This window comes from Coleofasciculus sp. A1-SPW-01, assembly GCF_040217205.1.
Classification (GTDB): Bacteria; Cyanobacteriota; Cyanobacteriia; order Cyanobacteriales; family Coleofasciculaceae; genus Coleofasciculus; species Coleofasciculus chthonoplastes_A.
This window is the reverse complement of the sequence record NZ_JAVJNP010000142.1, coordinates 53,698-71,770: the sequence shown is the minus strand read 5'-3', so window position 1 is coordinate 71,770 and position 18,073 is coordinate 53,698. Positions and strand designations below refer to the sequence as shown.

Below are 18,073 nucleotides of genomic sequence, written 5' to 3'. Positions count from 1 at the left end.
CACATTGACAACTATGAAACAGGTAACAACACGAGTATCAAATAGAGAATATGAACACCTCGCCAAGTTTTGTCAAGTAACGGAAAGAACTCAATCCGATGTTATTCGTGAGTTGATACGCAGGTTGTCAATCTCAGGGGTATTGAACCCCATCGATTAACCGCCTATCCATCTCACGCCAATTTGAGTACAAATATGGCGTGAGGCTTCCGGCGTTAAGCTAAAATTCCCTACCGAAAGTCGGGGCGGGTTTAGTTACATCCGGTTGCAACCGAAAAGATAGTGGTGAAACCCGCCCCTACAGAGACACCACATCCCGTGAAAAGTTAGTCTGACTTAGAGCCTTCTGGTACTAGCTCGTTGCCTGAGCCGGTTGGGATGCACCGCGACTGCTGCGATTATCCGCCGTTGTTTCCTGCTCATCCATTGCTAATATTTCAATATGATTGAGCAATGTGGTCACAAAGGCAAAAAGTAAAAAGGGCAAAGACAAGACCAACACTAATCCCACCGTTGCCAACGCATAAATTTGGCGATCGGCACTCCACAGCGCCAGTGCAGAGGCAAGACTTATGAAAATGACGATTAACCACGCAATGATTTGTCCATAGATATCGCCAAAACTCAGGGTGCAGATCAAGCGATATTTGTTAAATTGTTCCATCATCAACCTCGACACATTTCTTTAAGTTCCAAGGATAAGACCGTATTTGAGGTTTGGCGCATTTCTCAACATATTTTAAAAATAGTCGCAATATTTGTTTACATTTTATGTCATTCGTCCTTCTTATACTGAACTCAGGGTAACGCGATCGCGTCCTTGCTGTTTCGATAGATAAAGGGCTTGATTTGCCGCCATAATCAAGGTATCAATGTCAGTATGGGGGTCAACCAGACAGGCAACGCCAAAGCTAACGGTGACAACAGGCGCGGGTAAATTGAACGGGTCAGGCGGTTTAAATTCAATGCCTTGGGATTTGATTTTCTCTCGCATCTTTTCTGCTACTTGAAAAGCTCCCATGGCATTCGTATGAGGTAAAAGAATGGCAAATTCTTCTCCCCCATAACGCGCCACGACATCCGTTGTCCGTTTGACACAGCGACGTAGGCAATCAGCAATGCGTTGTAAGCACTCATCCCCCGCTGCTGTGCCATAAATTTTATTGTAGGTTTGGAAACAATCAATGTCACATAAAATTAAGGATAGGGGGGATTGTTCTATATGTAAATGATGCCATTCTTGGTGAAGGTGTTGGTCAAAATAACGGCGATTCGCCAACTTTGTCAAAGTATCCATATTGTAGAAGTGATAAAAGTATCAATTTTTTGTTCTGAATGACCACACTGTATTGATAAAAATATATAGCGATAAGGATAAGTTTGGGATCGCCAAAACCCTTAATATACTGTAGGGTAAGTTGAGCGGTGGGTTGAGCGATGGGTTGAGCGAAGTCGAAACCCACTGATCAACCCACCAGCATACCAGGAACGTGCGATTCCTGTTAAGGATGGCGAACATTGTCACAAACTTTTTTGTCCTGTTCCTTCACGTTAACATTTGTTCGCAGATAGTCCTCAACCCAATCGCAACCAAACGCCCAAATCTGATTCAGGTCAATGGTACGCTCTAAATCCCACAAAATGATCGTTTTGTCTACACTAGCAGAGGCAAGGGTGCGACCATCGGGACTAAAGGTCACATCATAGACGCGATCGCCATGAGCTTCTAAGGTGACTAGGAGTGTACCATCATTACGCCACAGCTTAACCGTCTTATCCAAACTCGCAGACGCCAGAAATCGCCCATCGGGACTAAATGCAATACCGTTGACGCGATCGCGATGCCCATCTAGGGTGGCTAGTAATGTACCATCCCTTGTCCAAAGTTTAATCGTATTGTCCCAACTCGCAGACGCAAGGCGTTGACTATCAGGACTAAAGGCTAAGGCACGAATACTATCATCATGTCCGGTTAAAGTGTTCAACAATGTACCATCCCTTGTCCAAAGTTTAATCGTTTTATCTTCACCTCCAGAAGCAATCAACTGACCATCTGGGCTAAATACCACGTCAAAAACTATTCCAGTATGTCCGGTTAAGGTTTTGAGTAATTGACCCTCTCCTGTCCAAAGTTTGACAGTTTGATCACCACTTCCAGAGGCAAGTAACTGACCCTCTGGGCTAAATGTGACAGTGTAAACACCACTGCTATGTTTCCGTAAAGTTTTCAATAAAGTCCCATCACTCTGCCAAAGTTTTATCGTTTTATCTCCACTCGCTGAGGCAATGATTAGCTCAGGGGTTGGCAGTAATTCAATACTTTTACTCTTGCCTTGATTCTTTTCTTTCTTGTTCACCCTGCCATTTTCAGAGGGAAAATTAGCCTTCACTGGGGGAGCAACAGCAACATCAAATACGGCTTCATCATGCCCCTCAAAAGACTTCAACACCTGACCATCACGTCGCCAGAGTTTTATCGCATCATCCCAACTCCCAGAAACCAGAGTTTGACTATCTGGACTAAAATCAACACCCCAAACTGCATCTTGATGTCCTTGGAGAAAGGTTAACAAGGTTTTTTTCGGCGTCCAAAGTTTAATGGTACTATCCAAACTCGCAGACGCCAACATTTGACCATCCGGGCTAAATGCCACCGCCCAGAGTCCATTTTGATGCCCTTTCAAAACAGCGAGTTCGGTGCCATCTATTTGCCACAATCTAACGGTTTGATCCCAACTCGCAGAAGCAAGGGTTTGACTATCGGGACTAAATGCTAAACCAAAAACTCCATCCGTATGTCCTTCTAGTGTTCTCAGTAATATCCCATCAGTCTGCCATAGTTTGACTGTTCCATCTGTCGAACTTGAAGCCACAACTTGACCATTGGGACTAAATTGTACATAATTTACCCCACTCTCATGACCTTTGAGAGTTTTTAGCAACATACCATTATTTGTCCAAATTTTAACAGTGTTATCCCAACTGGCAGAGGCAAAGTATTGACCATCTGGACTAAAGGCGACACCGCGAACTTCTGCGTTATGTTCTTTGATAATCCTAGAAATAAAGCATTCTTGGGGATTGTTGATTTTTAATTGTTGACTATTTATCGTCTGTAGGGACGGACTAATGCAAGTTCGATTAATTCTCCAAAGTCTTATTGTTTGATCATCACTACCAGACACTAACGTGAGACCATCAGGACTAAAGGTGACACTGTTGACTTGATTTTCATGTCCATTCAGTGTGGTAATTAACGTGCCATCGCGCCGCCAGAGTTTTACGGTTTTATCCTTACTTGCCGAAGCAATGAGTTGACTATCTGGGCTAAACGCTACGCTTTTTATTGTATCGCTGTGTGCTTTAATCGAGGTTAATAACGTTCCATCATATTGCCAAAGCTTAATCGTTTTATCGTCACCTGCTGAAGCAATCATTGAACCATCAGGACTAAATTCTACATCATGGACTTGCTGGTGATGACCAGAGAGGCGATTATGCTCTCTGACACCATACACTGCCTTTCGTAGCAATTTGTCAACCGATTTTTTGGTCTGGGTGTCCACTCGACCTAATGCCTGTACTTTCTGTTTGGCTCGCAGGGCGGCGATTAATGCCTCTAATCGTTGATCGAGGGCAAATAGTGATTCTGAAGACGTAGTAATTGCTTCAATCTCATTAATCGCTAACCTGCGGTTTTGCACTAGAATTGCCCCGGCTAATCCACTGACTATAATTAACATCGCCGCAACAGTTATCAACAGTAATCGTTGCTTTTTCGCTATCTGACGTTCAGCGGCTAGTCGGGCTTCCACTTCCTTGATGCGTGCGGCTTCTATCTGTTGTTGAACTTCATTGCGATCGCAGGTTTGACTAGCGGCTAAGAATTGATAATCTAAGTCACTCAAGCTTTTGCCCTGAGACCAGTCTTGGGCATCTTTTAATGCTTGTCCGCGCAAGAGTCGTGATGAATCCTGAAAATGGGAGGCAACCCAAGCAGCTAAGGCTTGAGAGTAAGGGCGCAGATGGGTAAATTGGGCTTCAACCCATTGCTGATTAAAAATGGCGGGATAAATTCTATTTTTTAGGTTTAATTGTCCTTTTTCTTTTAGAACTAAGCCCGATAAAAGTAATTCTGTTTGTTCGCGGCTATCATCGGTAGCGATATCAATACCCTGTAAAATTTGTTGATAAATACCCAGTAATCTACCCGCCCGTGCTTCGTTTCTCAACAGGCGATCGCGGACAGTACGTAGGTGTTCTGGTTCATCCTGAGATTCCCAATGGCGAATGATGCGATCGCGTACCACGGATTCAACCCAAAAGGCTTCAGTACCAGGTGGGATTTTTAGATCATCTCTCACTGTATTTTGCGCCACGTCTAGCACCAGTTGACATAGCTTTTGGGTTAAAAAAGGTTGCCCTCCTGTCCAGGCTAATATTTCTTTAATAATGGCTTCAGGTTTAGCAAATTGTTGGCTGAATCCTTGGGTTAAGGGTTGGGCTTCGTCCAGTTGAAAGCCGTGCAGTTCTATGGCTTTGCCAATATTAAATGGCGTGCGCTTTTTGTCGGCAATTAAATCGCTGGGTGTGGCGACACCAAAGATGGCAAAGGTGAGGCGATTGTAGTCCGATTCTAGACTACGTTGATTATAACAAAATCGAATTAGGGCAAAAAAGTCATCAATAGGAAAATTCAAGCTTAAAATACTATCAATTTCATCGATGAATATAATAATGTTTTTGGTAGGGAAATGAGTTAAAAGGATTTCGCTGATAAATTTATTAAATCGTTGAGGCAACGAAATATCTTCTTGCTCCTGCCACCATTTTTTTAGATTAACCGTTTTAAACAGTTTAAATTTGCGAGTTAAATCCAGAACTAATCCCTTATACCACTGATCAGGCGTAATCGTTTCCGAACCTATCATGGTCATATCAAGCGTGGCACATTGGAATCCTTCTTCTTGCAAGCGATGATGGGTTTGAACTAATAGAGACGATTTTCCCATTTGCCGACAGTTGAGAACATAGCAAAACTCACCCTGTTTTAGAGCATGATACAGTTCGCGATCGGCTTTTCGTTGAACATAGGTGGGAGCATCTTTGTGTAGACTCCCACCGACTTGATAAAGGGAAGTGTTCGTCATTTGTCATTTGTCATTCATCAGGGGTAACACGCTCGGTGTGTCTTATGCAATAGGGTAATGGGCTATAGAACTTTTGTCCCCCAGCTTCCCCAGCTTCCCCAGCTTCCCCAGCTCCCCCAGCTCCCCCATCTCCCCCATCTCCCTCATCTTCCCTGACTCCTCCACAAAGTTAATCCCGACAAAAAAAGTCGGGTATATTTGACGGTGGTTTTGGGCTGTGTTACTATCAGCAAAACGTTCTAGAGAGAGACCAGATCATGACCCAGGCAACCATCCCCCATACATCTAATACATCCAGCACCTCTGCTACATTCAAAAACCTCACCTGTAAAGAGTGTGGTGCTGAATATGAACTCCAACCCATCCACGTTTGCGAGTTCTGCTTTGGTCCGTTGGAAGTCACGTATGACTACGACGCCCTGCGCCGCCACGTCACCCGTGAGACGATTCAGTCAGGTCCGAATTCAATTTGGCGCTATCGTTCCTTCCTACCCGTAGCTACCGATAATCCTATTGATGTGGGGACAGGGATGACACCTCTAGTCAAATCCCATCGTCTCGCCCGCCGCCTGGGTCTAAAAAATCTTTATATTAAAAATGATGCAGTAAATATGCCCACCTTGAGTTTCAAGGATCGGGTGGTATCTGTAGCCCTCACTAGAGCTAGAGAATTAGGATTTTCTACCGTATCTTGTGCCAGTACAGGGAACTTAGCCAATTCTACCGCTGCGATCGCGGCACACGCCGGACTCGACTGTTGTGTATTTATTCCGGCTGACTTAGAAGCGGGGAAAGTTTTAGGTACATTAATCTACAACCCCACCGTAATGGCAGTAGAAGGCAACTATGATCAGGTCAACCGCCTCTGTTGTGAGGTTGCCAATACCCATGGTTGGGGATTTGTAAACATTAACTTGCGTCCTTATTATTCAGAAGGCTCAAAAACTCTGGGCTTTGAAGTCGCTGAACAACTGGGTTGGCAACTACCGGATCATATTGTGTCGCCCTTGGCTTCCGGTTCTCTGTTCACCAAAATTTATAAAGGCTTCCAAGAGTTCATCAAAACTGGTTTAGTGGCAGATAAAGCGGTGCGCTTCAGTGGCGCACAAGCCGAAGGTTGTTCTCCCATTGCTCAAGCCTTCCGGGAAGGACGGGATTTCGTCACTCCGGTAAAACCGAGTACAATTGCTAAATCGATCGCGATCGGAAATCCTGCTGATGGCATTTACGCCCTAGAGATCGCCCAGAAAACCAACGGTAATATTGAATCCGTCACCGACGCCGAAATCGTCGAAGGCATGAAACTGCTGGCGGAAACCGAAGGTATCTTTACCGAAACCGCTGGCGGTACAACAATTGCCGTCCTCAAGAAATTAGTAGAAGCTGGAAAAATTAACCCGGATGAAACCACTGTTGCCTATATCACCGGGAATGGACTCAAAACCCAAGAAGCGGTACAAGGATATATTGGTGAACCCCTAACCATTGAACCCAAATTAGACAGTTTTGAGCGAGCATTAGAACGGGCGCATACCCTTGACCGTTTAGAATGGCAACAAGTTTTGGTTTAATACGTTGACAACCCTCACCCCCAGCCCCTCTCCCAAGCTTGGGAGAGGGGAGTAATACCAAATCCGACGACAGGAACCCCTTTATCCCTTAGCCAATGAAAGCCTGTTGCCTTGTCTCTACTCATGAAGGGGGTAGTTAACCCGGCTTGGGTAGAAGAAGGGAGGCAAAAAGTGCGAGTACACAGCCCAAAAGCTGAGCAGTATTGCTTATCACCTTAAGTTGTTTCCCTATATCTCTACTTGGAAACATCTCGAACATCTACCCATTAATCACTGATTCCAAATCTATGGCTGTAAAAGTTTTAATTCCTACCACCCTCCAGAAATTCACTGACAATAAAGCAATGATTGAATGCAGCGCTGGCAATGTCGCTGAACTTTTGGACTCCCTCGAAATTAATTGTCCTGGAATTAAAGGGCGCTTGTGTGATGATCAAGGGAAGCCTCGCCGCTTTTTAAACTTCTACGTCAATAGCGAAGATATTCGCTTTCTCGATGGCACAAATACCCAACTCAGCGATGGCGATGAAGTCAGCATTGTCCCTGCTGTGGCTGGTGGTTAATCTGAACTAGAAAAAACGCTACGAATGTTTGTGTAGAGACGCGCCATGGCGCGTCTCTACGTCGATGAAAAACCGTTCCAATACTTCGCGATTCGGTAGCGAAGGCTGCGCCCCGGCTTGAGTAACCGAAATTGCCCCGGCTGCTGCACCCCAAACAACGGCTTGTTGTATCGATAATCCCTCTGCCAACGCCACCGCTAATGCGCCATTAAACGCATCACCCGCCGCTGTTGTATCAACCACCTGAACCGGAAAGGCTGGTACAAAAAAGCGTTCAGATGGAGTGCTACAGTAAACACCTTGGTTCCCCAATGTCAGAATTACAGTCTTCACACCTCGTTGCTGAAGGATAGGCGCGGCTTTCTGGGCTGTTTCCAGACTATCCACAGCAAAACCCACCAACTGACTGGCTTCTATCTGATTGGGAGTGATAATATCAACCAGGCTGTACAGTTCCAGAGGAATATCCTGGGCTGGTGCCGGATCAAGAATGACCGGAACCCCTGCATCATGGGCAGTTCTAGCCGCTTCAACAACGGTAATCAGGGGAATTTCTAACTGCATCAGTAGCGCGGTGGCTGTGGGTAAGAGGGGTTTAAGACGTGCCACATCGGTTTGATTTAGTTGTCCATTGGCACCTGCTGTAATCACAATCTGATTTTCACCCGCTTCATCAACCAAAATTACAGCCACACCGGAACTCACCGAAGTATCCCGCAAAATTTGATCGGTTTGCACCCCTGCGGCTTGTAAACTTGCCAGCAGTTGATGGGCAAATGCATCATCTCCCAAGCGCCCAACCAAGTGAGTCATCATTCCCAGTCTGGCGGCGGCGACAGCCTGATTTGCCCCTTTCCCCCCAGAAGCGGTAAAAAATTCCGATCCGTTCACCGTTTCACCCGCGACAGGTAAGCGGGGAGTTTTGGTGACTAAATCGATATTGATGCTACCGAAAACCAGGATAGAGTTCATCGGAAAAATTGTTTTACGGAAGGGGTGAAAAGCAACTCAAAAGCTTGGCAGACAAAGCCTTTAAGCTGAAATTTATCAGGCTATGTCAACCGAAAACTTTTTGATCGACTGTCCTAGAAATACTTCCCGCCAGCGTGGGTTTAGCTAAGGCTGGCACAATGCGATCGCACAACTGGAGCAACCACTGCCAACTGCCTCTGTGATTTGGACTTGGCGGTACAACGATTTGACGCGATCGCATAACTGAACCTACTGTCCAAAACTTGCCTATAAGAGGCAAGACAGGGGTGAAACAAGCTTGTTTCGTCACATTTTTTTATCATACTGCCTCTTAATTACTCAAGAAAGCAGTTTGCTCTCCTGGGGGTGTAGTACAAATGCTCTATAAAATCCTGATCAAGGATACATCTCGCAGGCGTGTAAATAGACCAGCGCGAAGCGCTATACATAAATAAATTGGTTCGCTCATGGCTGTTACTGTACCACACCGTGTTAAAAAGTGCTGTAAAATGGATACCAACCATCTCCTTCATCCTCTAAACTTTGATTTTTGATTATGGTGTTGCAGCAGCCTGCTCGTTCCATCCCAATTCCACCCCTGGAAAGTGGCGATCGATTGACTCGTGCTGAGTTTGAGCGCCGCTATGAGGCGACCCCAGAAAAATTTAAAGCGGAACTGATTGAAGGAGTGGTTTACGTGGCATCCCCAGTTAGAGTTTTTCACGGTAATCCTCATTTTAATTTAATTACCTGGCTGGGGGTGTATTGCACAGCAACTCCGGGTGTTAGCGGATCGGATAACGCTACAACCCGGCTAGATATGGACAATGAACCGCAACCGGATGCCCTGCTGCGAATTGAAGTTGGCGGTAACTCAACGATTAGCGAGGATGGCTATATCGAAGGGACACCAGAATTAGTGGCGGAAATTGCCACAAGCAGTGCGGCAATTGATTTAGGAGTCAAGCGCAATGCCTATCGACGCAATGGGGTACAGGAATATTTGGTGTGGTCAACCTTTGAGAACCGCCTCAGTTGGTTTCGGTTGCAAGCAGAGGAATTTGTCTTAATTGAACCAGATGCCGATGGCATGATTCGCAGTAGCGTGTTTCCCGGATTGTGGCTGAACGTGCCAGCTTTATTAGAGGGCAGAATGATGGAGGTGCTGAATGGGCTGCAAGCTGGGATTGCTGACCCAATCCATCAAGCCTTTGTGCAGGAATTGGTGGAGCGATCGCCCAATCTTGAATGAAGTCTGTTAGTTGAGCAGCAAACCCTGAGTGTGCGATCGCGCCTGGGGATTTTAGGGCACTTCCTCTTTCGGAGTTACTGGAAAAAATGCAAGTCGCCATCACTCACAAATCTCTTTTCTAACTGTTATTTGCTCTAGAGAAATGTCCCAATTTCAAGCGATCGCCTACTCCAAATGACTCATAAGCCCAAGGTTCATCTCCCTTGGGTTTTATGTTTTTCGTGGATTTTAAGGGTTGTAAATCTATGCCGTATTTGCTAGGTGGGATTTGTCGGCTCAACATCCCAGTTGAGCGGCGACCAGTAGCTTTTGATACTCACCGACAACCTTCGTCCCGTCCGCACCAACGCAGTATCAGGCAGCTCAACGCTACTACTGTAATGCAACCAATACAGGAATAAGACCAGTACCGTCTGTGAAAGGAGCTAGGGCTTTACCAACAACAGCACCGAATGCTTTATGCTCATCTGTGACCTTCATCGCATGTCCGGAGATGTGAGACGTTGTAAGTAAGTCTCCAACATTTATTGGAGCGACATCAGCGGTAGCCATGCAATAGACCTTGCCCATTATGGCAATGGGGCTACGATTACTTTCTCTATCTTGCTTGTCTAAAAGCAACCCAGGTTTATACTTTCCAGCACCTGAAATAATCCCAACCACACGCTTGTCATAGGCTCTGTTGCTGGGTTGTAGTAAACCGTCGTCGTTGAGTACCATAACACTGCCAGGGATTGCATCAATGGCTTCGGCAATTGTAAATTCCTCTGCACAGTCAGCATTACTGAACGTAATTTCTCCAGCATTAGCATCTAGATGGATAGTGGCTTGATCCACCGTATGATTGTTAGTGGCTGAGCTTGGAAACAGAAGAATGTCGCCATCTTCACCTCGCGGTCCCCTTGGACCTACCAATGTCGCTGTTGTTTGCACACTTCCATCAGAAAATAGAATTCCATTCGCTTGAACTTGACCATTAACTTCTAACTGACTTTGAGGATCGGTTACTCCAATTCCAACATTGCCATTTTCACTTACTACCATTCTTGTAGCGTTATTTGTAACTATGTGAAGCTCATGATCTGAGAAGGTACCTAGTTGACCACGATTTGTGCCATCACCCCGAGCATCAATAAACATTCTCACATCATTATCTGGAGAAGTTGCTCTCATATTGATGCGTGCAAATTCATCATCCCGAAGGTTGACATCACTTGCTGAAATATCTCCAGTCGATCCACTTATCTGAATGGTTGTGTTACCATCTCCGTCTCTAACAAAGATATCTCCATCTTCCTCATTCTGTCCGAGGATCATGTTAGCATTGCTACCTTCAATCAAGATAGTTTGATCCCCATTTCCTTTAAAGTAAAGACTTTAAGCTGTTGCTCATAACATAATCTTCCTTACAGATTCAAATCTTGATAATTTCCCAAATTAGGTTTTTATCAGAACCTTGCTCTGTATACTAGCCCTATCAGCGTATGTTATGCGACTTTCTTAATAAAACTTCCATAATCGACATAATTATTCACATCTAGACTGGCTGGGTGTTTTGAATGGTCTGAGTCAGTTGATTAATCCAGCAAGGGCACTGTTTCACCTACTTGTTGATGACGAACAAATAATACGAGATAATCGTGAACCAGTTGATAGCGGTCATCTGGAATAGCTGGAACTCTCAAAACTATCCCTGATTCGACTAACACTTCTAAAACTAAATCTAACGTTTCACTCTTTACCTCTAACTCCAATTCCAAATCCGCACGAGTTTTTAGGGGGCGAGTGTTATTCTCATCAGTTAGCAAGTACAAGACAAGTTTGGCAATCTGCTCATTTCCAGATCCACAATCTTGAACAACATCGGCTAAAAACGCCTCAACTAATTCCTCTTTAGACTCATATTTTTGATAGTCCTCCCGCGTAGTAATCTTCTCCGTTTCCAGTTGATAGCCAACAATCTGCAACTCAATCGGACGCACCTCTCCCAAATCCTGAGCTAAATCCTGCACCAATTGGTCAACTAAATCTGGCTCAAAAGGTACAGGCGATCGCGCGGTTAAACTCTGGATGATAGATTTGGCGTCTGCTGCTGAAAAATTACCCAAGTAATAGAGAATATGCTCGTGATTTTTGTCAATATTAGTTAACGGGGTTGTTCGGTTTAACTCTAATAGGTAATAAATATAGTCTTCCCGCAGGGATAAAATAACTTTGACATAGCTAATCTTTACACATTCGCGCAAAAACTCATAAAACTCTCGTCGGCTGGTTGAATCTTTGTGATCAAAGAAAAATTCCTCAAATTGGTCAAAAATCAGCACGGTTAACAATTGGCTGTGTTCATTTTGACGCAATTGTTTGAGAATTTTTGATAGGGTTGACCTAACCCCCTCAGCCCCCCTTCCCTGCAAGGGAAGGTGGGAGTCGGAATTTTCTTTGCTATCCTTATGATTCGTAATGTTAACGTTATTATCACTAATTAAATTAACATCCGAGTTTCTCTTAGCTCCCCCCTTTTTAAGGGGGGCGGGGGGGGGATCAGATTGACTATCCAGGGAATCCTTAGCAGAAATAGAAGAACGATTAACCTTCTTCAAAGCTTCCACTAAACCCTGATCTAACTCCCCTACCCAATCCTTATAAACTTGTAGCAAAACAGGGACAATATCCCGTCCTTCAAAATAAGTCTGTTGCAGAATTGGAACTAATCCCGCCTGCAAAATCGAACTCTTTCCTACCCCAGATGACCCATAAATTACCGTCAATTTGCGATCGCGTCGTCGAATTCGTTCTAACAGTTCCTCGACATCCTTCTGGCGTCCAGAGGAAGCGACGATTTGGGATAAGGATAACCCCTGTCTTCCCCGAATACCGGGCGGAATAACCTGTCGCGGCGGGTGCAGTCGTCCCGCCCCAATAAATGCCCGTAAGCCATATTGGGTCTCAATTTGCCGTTGTTCTAACTTTAAATGAAAGGCGTCTAAATAATCCCCTTGCTCAAATTTCAGGGTACGTAAGTTTTGTAGGATGTTAACGTAAAGTTTCGGGTCATACTGATGTAAGGGAATGGTGGCATTTAAACTAATCTCTCTTGCTGTTGCCAATGTCGCGATCGCGTCCTTTTCTTGACCCAACTGCTGCTGCGATTGTGCCAGAATAAAATAACACAATCCTAACCGTTTTATCTCAAACTCTGATACCTGTTGCCAAGCCTTAATCCCTTGCTGCGCGAACTTTTGAGCATCCCGCCATTGACGTTGATTTAAAGCAACATCGGCTAAAAACCCATAATCTTGGGCAATTTTCTGGACATCCCCCTGCTGCTGATGCCAAGTTAATGCTTTTTCCGCTAATTGTTGTAATTTTTCCCAGTCACCAACCTGTCGCAGTAAATCTCCTAGTTTACAACTATGATGAATCAAGGAATCAGTGCAGTGTTCCTGATGCAAATGCTGCCAAGTTTGCTGCACATAGTCCCGAATTTTTGCTTGATATTGCTCCCCTTTCAGCGAATACGCCCAAGCTAGATGCAGTGACGTAATTCCTATCTGTTCGGCGGACTGATGCTGTTGCCAAAGGGTTAAACTTTGCTGATAGTGAGGAATCGCTTCATCGATGTGATTGTTTCGGGTTTTAATGATTCCCAAACTTAAGGATAAAATGGCATAAAACTTAGTGGGCAATTCCCTTCCTTGATCGGAGTATGATTGCTGAATGGCTTGTAATTCGGTATCATCTAACGTTAAGTTTTCCTCATCTGCCAAGGCTTGCTTCGCTGTCTCTTCAACTAATGCCATTAGTGCAGGTTCAGGTAGGACAAATTCTAGCTTGGGACTCGACCAATTGTAGAGATCCATGGCGACTTTGATCAGCCGTTTGCATACCTGATTGGTTACCCAAAAGACGACAGGAAAGGGAAACTGACGAAATAAGTCCCGTACTCGATTTGTGGCGATGAGTAAGTTATCGAGATTTGTTACTGATTCTAACCCGGTGACTAATATAGCATCAGGTTTTTGATTCCCTAATTGATTGTGAATCGCGGTATATATCGTCTGCGCCGATGAGTCTAGGGGTAACTCAATTAGGTTGAGGGAAAAGCGTTGGTGTAGCAGGTGGAGAATCTGCGATCGCAAACAGGTATAGTTACACCGCGCCAGAATTAAGGAAAATCGTCCCTGGGAATGGGTAAGCGATCGGGTTAGGGTGTTTAATGCCTGATCGTTACAGGCGGCAATTTCGGCTAGGGTATCTGGGGTGTTCATGATCACAATTTATAGTAAGTTTGTTAGAGTGGAAATTATATTTTTTTAACGCAGAGGGACGCCGAGGTTTACGCAGAGGGACGCCGAGGGGGTTGGAGTCGGTGATGTGTCAAGTTGAAATGTTTTTCTTTGTCTCCTTTGTACCCCAAGCAGGGCTGGTTTAGTTAATTTAGGGGTTTTCTCCTATATTTTATCGGTAAAACCTGCCCCTACAACCCTGATCTTCTATTTACTCATTCTGCCGCACCCAGTCCTGATATTTTTGTGTCTCAAATAATAATGGATTCAAGCCAAACCAACTCCCTTGTTCATCTTGATACTCAAATACAAATAAGCTTTGCAGTAATGTTTGATATTCATGATCACCTTTAACCTTTTGTTCCCGCACCACTTGAAACAATAACTCCCATTCATGATTATCAATTGCCAACAATAAACTATCCCGTTCTTGGCGAATTACCATTTCTAAAATCGGGCGAGAAATCGGCGGATCTTGCTCCTGGAGACAGGCATAAAGCATCCCCAACAAACTTCGTACATGACCGCCACTTATCTTGCACAGTCGGTCTAATGTGTCAAGACTATCAAAGACTTTGGTGACACTTGCTAAACGTTCCTCGGCTGTCGCTTCTGGAAGCGCCCGGGCTAAAATCATCTGTCGCAGTAGCGCAATTCCTCCCGGATGATCTTGACGATCGCGGGAGAAGACTGGCACCATGGATAAAACAATCGGACTACGACCATTTCCGAGACGATTCTTTAACGGTTCTCGTAAATTGGAGAAAATTAGCGATAGGGGAAGGGTATACACCAAATGGCAATTGAGTTGACTTAATTGTTCGCCGCGATCGACAAAAATATATTCCGGAAGTGGTTTGCTGGATGCAGCCGTTTCTTGGTTGGGAATGCGATCTAAGTTATCGACAATGACGACTAATCCTTTTTGACCCTGTTGCTTGAGTTGTGTAATAGCAACTTCGAGGATTTCCTGATTAATATACTCTAAAATTTGACTGGTTTGGGGTTCCAAATGCTGTCTGAGTTTGGAACGCATCTGCTGACTATTTTTGGCTTTGATCGTAAGTTTGGCAATTTCATCGGGAAGAGAGACTTCAAAGTTGCCCTCGGTACTCGCTTTAACTGTACCAATCCCTGGAAGTTTGGCTTCCCCTCCTACTTCTATCGGTGTCTGTAGCACATCAATAGTTTTCTGTAAAAACGCCTTAAACCCTCGTGGCTGTAGCGTCACCCGACTCGATTCCAAACTGGCACTCACTTGGCGGGCGATCGCGAGTAGAATATCGGTAATATCAACATCCGCGACATCTAAATCATCTGTGGCTTGAAAATAGACGACATGAAAGTCCAACGCCTCCAACTCCATCTTTAACCGCAATAACTCTGTAGACTTGCCACAGCCAATATGTCCGGTGAATAATTGACAGGTGGGTTCGTTGGGTGATAGCCGTGCGATCGTCCGCTTTAATGCTTCAATTGCCTTACCACCCCGCACTCCAGCAAATTCGATATAATACTTGTGATCCTCAGCATTTTTCATGTTTAGGGTTTTGCTGGGATTACACGCCGCGAAAAATCGTTCTAAATCTAACCTCATGAGATTCTATTCAGTGATGGGTAACCATTAATCCAGCCAATTTAAAATTCAAGATTCAAACAAAAAATCTGCCGTATCAAGGTAGACAGATTCATGACTAAAAACTAAGGACAAATGACAAATGATGACGTTTTAATGCGTTGAAACAGCCGCTTGTAAACCCAATAGATTCATCAACCGTTCACTATCAAAATGTTCTCCCATAAGCTCTTGGATGCACTGGGCTTTAATGGATTCGCGCAGGCGTACTTGACCAAACGCGCGATCGATAATTTCCACCGTTGTCAGGGTATCGAGATCCACTGATAAGATAGGAATTTCCAGTTCTTCAGCCCGGTTGACAATTAACGGTTGGGGTGGTATATGTCCTGTTAGAATCAGACAGTGGGTTGATGTTTCCAGTGCTGCCATTTGGATATCCGTGCGATCGCCTCCGGTGACGACTGCCATGTGCTTGCCTTTGCGGAAATATTTTAGGGCAGAGTTGACATTCATCGCGCCAATGGTCAAACTTTGAACCAATAAATCCACCCGATCCGGACGACAAAGCACTTGGGCATCGAGTTGATGAATTAATTCTCGAACCGTAACGCTGCGGAGTAAATCGTTTTGAGGTAACATCCCCAATACGGGAATACCTTGCGCCTCTAGAAAAGGTTGGACAGTGGATTGGACGATTTCCAGTTGATCAGCCGGAATCGCATTAATCACAACTCCCCGTAAGCGATCGCCGAGTTGGTGTTTAGCAGAGAGTAGCGTTTCCACCAGTAGCACCGAATGAAAACGGCTGACTAATATAATAGAAGCCTCTACTTCCTGAGCAATATCCAGTAACGAGAGGTCAAATAGATTCCCTTCAAACAGGGTACTCGGTCCTTCGAGTATCATTAAATCACCAATCGGCGGCTGGAGATAGGACTTGAGTGATGCACGATAATTGGTCGAATCCTCACCCCGCAAGCGTTTCTGCATCGTCTGATCATCCAGATAGAGTAGAGGCGATCGCACCCGTTTTTCTGGTAGATCTAGGATAGACGGAATAAACTGCACATCATCGCCTTCCCGATCCACTTTATTCGCATACTCAGTACAGCCTAAGAGCTTACCATAACCAATATCCAGTCCTTTACTTTTAAGCTGATGGGCGATGCCCAGAATGATGGCGGACTTGCCACTATATGCTTCCGTTGATCCGATTAGTAAATAATTCACGGATTTTGTCACCCCTAATTTCGCTCCTCCGTTCAAAATGCCACTTGAGTTTACTCGTCACGTAGTAGTTTGCGATAAAATGTCTGGGAAAAATCGGTCAAGCGGGTACGCTTGAAATTCAAAATCACTTCGATTAAGTAATTAATAAATTCAGAATTCGCCAAGGTTACCTCATAACTCAGTTCCGCATTGCCGTCAAACTGTAATCGGCAGCGGGTTGGTTCCGAAGGTAGCTTGGAGACGAACCAGGTTGCCACAAAGGGAATGCTCTCACCGCCTTCAATACGGCGATTTCCTTCTAACGATCCCTGTTGATACAGACTAATCGCTAGAGGGAGAGCATTGCGTTTAGCGCCTTGATAATAAGGCATGTAGACACCGACGGCGGCTTTTTCAGCGGGCTGAAGTTTCTCGATAGACATAGCTGACTAACGTCTTGTTCCAATATTGAGAATGCCATGCACTCTCGTTGAAGGCTAACAAATTATAGAAAACCGATGCGGTTGAATTAGAGAGGTTTCTCCCAAATTGTTTACTCTATCTCGATCTTAGGTGGTTTTGGTTCCTGTATGCTACTTTCTAATGAAGCATTTAGACTAAAACCGCGATTAGCCATGAGTGAGACAATCTTTAGCAAGATTATCCGTCGGGAAATCCCGGCGGACATTGTGTATGAGGATGATCTAGTCCTAGCGTTCAAGGATGTTGCACCCAAAGCCCCCATTCATATTCTGCTCATTCCCAAAAAACCGATTCCCCAGCTAGCGGCGGCGGAGTCCCACGATCACGCCCTCATGGGGCATCTGCTGTTAACCGCCAAGCGAGTGGCTGAACAAGTGGGTTTGAATCAAGGGTATCGGGTGGTGATCAACAACGGTGCTGATGGTGGTCAAACCGTGGATCATCTACATTTACACATTTTAGGCGGACGCCAGATGGACTGGCCCCCCGGTTAAGTGTCTGACAGGTGTGGGTTTTTTATTTTAGGGTGGGGACAAGACAAGGGGGACAAGGTGACAAGAAGACAAGGGAGAAAAACCGTTAGTCTTTGTGTAGGGGCGACCCGCCTGCACTAATTAACAACTCCAATCCACTAAATAGACTCGGGTCGCCCTCTCCTCAACCCTCTGTCCTGGAAAGTGTTTATTAGGAGTCAGGATCTCAATTTCCGAAACCCAAACTCAAGCGTCTCGATTAAAGCTAGAAATTGGTTCAGGGCAGTCTACTTTTATGTCGCCGCCTTGCCGTATTTAGCCACTCCAGTGGATCTAACGGACAGCAATAGGTGGAAATGGCTTCTAAAACACTGGTTTTGCCTGAGTTGTTAATGCCAACAAGCAAATTAATCCGTCCCAGGTTCTGCAAATTCAAATCGCGCAGCCCCCGGAATTTATGGATAGTAAGATTTTTAATGTGAAGCATCAACAACAGACCAACACAGTATAATGGGTCAATTGTACCAAGTCCAAC

14 protein-coding genes and 1 pseudogene are annotated in these 18,073 nt (G+C 44.9%); 4 read left to right on the top strand and 11 right to left on the bottom strand.

The window, feature by feature from the left end:
* Window positions 1–352: 352 nt before the first annotated feature.
* From RH949_RS22005 to RH949_RS21995, 3 genes are all read right to left on the bottom strand, one after another.
* Window positions 353–664, bottom strand: coding sequence for a hypothetical protein (locus RH949_RS22005; RefSeq protein ID WP_006103933.1), 312 nt, complete (start codon window positions 662–664; stop codon window positions 353–355).
* A gap of 123 nt (window positions 665–787) precedes the next feature.
* Window positions 788–1,297, bottom strand: a complete 510-nt coding sequence (locus tag RH949_RS22000) for a diguanylate cyclase (protein ID WP_052307551.1) — start codon at window positions 1,295–1,297, stop codon at window positions 788–790.
* A gap of 205 nt (window positions 1,298–1,502) precedes the next feature.
* Window positions 1,503–5,150 (bottom strand): WD40 domain-containing protein, encoded by a 3,648-nt coding sequence (locus tag RH949_RS21995; protein ID WP_446356133.1) that lies wholly within the window; start codon window positions 5,148–5,150, stop codon window positions 1,503–1,505.
* Window positions 5,151–5,407: 257 nt separating this feature from the next.
* Here RH949_RS21995 and thrC point away from each other — a divergent pair, with 257 nt between their 5' ends.
* Together thrC and RH949_RS21985 are read left to right on the top strand one after the other, a co-directional pair.
* Window positions 5,408–6,721 (top strand): threonine synthase, encoded by a 1,314-nt coding sequence (gene thrC / locus RH949_RS21990; protein WP_446356131.1) that lies wholly within the window; start codon window positions 5,408–5,410, stop codon window positions 6,719–6,721.
* A gap of 287 nt (window positions 6,722–7,008) precedes the next feature.
* The gene (locus RH949_RS21985; RefSeq protein ID WP_044207393.1) at window positions 7,009–7,284 is read left to right on the top strand and encodes a MoaD/ThiS family protein; all 276 of its coding nucleotides are present in this window, start codon (window positions 7,009–7,011) and stop codon (window positions 7,282–7,284) included.
* An 18-nt stretch (window positions 7,285–7,302) separates the two neighbouring features.
* Here the strand turns inward: RH949_RS21985 and rbsK are convergent, their stop codons facing one another.
* Complete coding sequence (gene rbsK, locus RH949_RS21980) at window positions 7,303–8,256, bottom strand: ribokinase (protein WP_446356129.1); 954 nt, start codon at window positions 8,254–8,256, stop codon at window positions 7,303–7,305.
* Between the two features lie 85 nt (window positions 8,257–8,341).
* On the bottom strand, window positions 8,342–8,566 hold the full coding sequence (locus RH949_RS21975; RefSeq protein WP_006101339.1) for a hypothetical protein: 225 nt from the start codon (window positions 8,564–8,566) through the stop codon (window positions 8,342–8,344).
* Window positions 8,567–8,812: 246 nt separating this feature from the next.
* Between RH949_RS21975 and RH949_RS21970 the strand changes: the two genes are divergently transcribed.
* Window positions 8,813–9,508 (top strand): Uma2 family endonuclease, encoded by a 696-nt coding sequence (locus RH949_RS21970; RefSeq protein ID WP_006101547.1) that lies wholly within the window; start codon window positions 8,813–8,815, stop codon window positions 9,506–9,508.
* Window positions 9,509–9,880: 372 nt separating this feature from the next.
* On the opposite strand, the gene RH949_RS21965 is transcribed toward RH949_RS21970, so the two are convergent.
* The 5 genes from RH949_RS21965 to ebsA form a co-directional block, all read right to left on the bottom strand.
* Window positions 9,881–10,849, bottom strand: a complete 969-nt coding sequence (locus RH949_RS21965) for a hypothetical protein (RefSeq protein WP_446356127.1) — start codon at window positions 10,847–10,849, stop codon at window positions 9,881–9,883.
* Window positions 10,850–11,085: 236 nt separating this feature from the next.
* A complete protein-coding gene (locus RH949_RS21960; protein ID WP_446356125.1) occupies window positions 11,086–13,776 on the bottom strand; it encodes an nSTAND1 domain-containing NTPase in 2,691 nt (896 codons plus the stop codon).
* 229 nt (window positions 13,777–14,005) lie between these two features.
* Complete coding sequence (locus RH949_RS21955; RefSeq protein ID WP_446356123.1) at window positions 14,006–15,391, bottom strand: P-loop NTPase fold protein; 1,386 nt, start codon at window positions 15,389–15,391, stop codon at window positions 14,006–14,008.
* 132 nt (window positions 15,392–15,523) lie between these two features.
* On the bottom strand, window positions 15,524–16,615 hold the full coding sequence (locus RH949_RS21950) for a phosphotransacetylase family protein (protein ID WP_044207520.1): 1,092 nt from the start codon (window positions 16,613–16,615) through the stop codon (window positions 15,524–15,526).
* Between the two features lie 38 nt (window positions 16,616–16,653).
* On the bottom strand, window positions 16,654–17,025 hold the full coding sequence (gene ebsA, locus RH949_RS21945; protein WP_006101324.1) for a type IV pilus biogenesis protein EbsA: 372 nt from the start codon (window positions 17,023–17,025) through the stop codon (window positions 16,654–16,656).
* A gap of 192 nt (window positions 17,026–17,217) precedes the next feature.
* On the opposite strand from ebsA, the gene RH949_RS21940 reads away from it, so the two are divergent.
* Window positions 17,218–17,559, top strand: coding sequence for a histidine triad nucleotide-binding protein (locus RH949_RS21940; RefSeq protein ID WP_006101479.1), 342 nt, complete (start codon window positions 17,218–17,220; stop codon window positions 17,557–17,559).
* Window positions 17,560–17,830: 271 nt separating this feature from the next.
* On the opposite strand, the pseudogene RH949_RS21935 reads toward RH949_RS21940, so the two are convergent.
* Window positions 17,831–18,025 (bottom strand): annotated as a pseudogene (locus RH949_RS21935) (AAA family ATPase); the annotation flags it as partial.
* Window positions 18,026–18,073 lie beyond the last annotated feature (48 nt).

What these genes read in the sequence shown, in the direction of transcription:
- RH949_RS22005 (WP_006103933.1), bottom strand. Translation starts at nt 664, where the DNA reads ATGGAACAATTTAACAAATATCGCTTGATCTGCACCCTGAGTTTTGGC.
- RH949_RS22000 (WP_052307551.1), bottom strand. Translation starts at nt 1,297, where the DNA reads ATGGATACTTTGACAAAGTTGGCGAATCGCCGTTATTTTGACCAACAC.
- RH949_RS21995 (WP_446356133.1), bottom strand. Translation starts at nt 5,150, where the DNA reads ATGACGAACACTTCCCTTTATCAAGTCGGTGGGAGTCTACACAAAGAT.
- thrC (WP_446356131.1), top strand. Translation starts at nt 5,408, where the DNA reads ATGACCCAGGCAACCATCCCCCATACATCTAATACATCCAGCACCTCT.
- RH949_RS21985 (WP_044207393.1), top strand. Translation starts at nt 7,009, where the DNA reads ATGGCTGTAAAAGTTTTAATTCCTACCACCCTCCAGAAATTCACTGAC.
- rbsK (WP_446356129.1), bottom strand. Translation starts at nt 8,256, where the DNA reads ATGAACTCTATCCTGGTTTTCGGTAGCATCAATATCGATTTAGTCACC.
- RH949_RS21970 (WP_006101547.1), top strand. Translation starts at nt 8,813, where the DNA reads ATGGTGTTGCAGCAGCCTGCTCGTTCCATCCCAATTCCACCCCTGGAA.
- RH949_RS21960 (WP_446356125.1), bottom strand. Translation starts at nt 13,776, where the DNA reads ATGAACACCCCAGATACCCTAGCCGAAATTGCCGCCTGTAACGATCAG.
- RH949_RS21955 (WP_446356123.1), bottom strand. Translation starts at nt 15,391, where the DNA reads ATGAGGTTAGATTTAGAACGATTTTTCGCGGCGTGTAATCCCAGCAAA.
- ebsA (WP_006101324.1), bottom strand. Translation starts at nt 17,025, where the DNA reads ATGTCTATCGAGAAACTTCAGCCCGCTGAAAAAGCCGCCGTCGGTGTC.
- RH949_RS21940 (WP_006101479.1), top strand. Translation starts at nt 17,218, where the DNA reads ATGAGTGAGACAATCTTTAGCAAGATTATCCGTCGGGAAATCCCGGCG.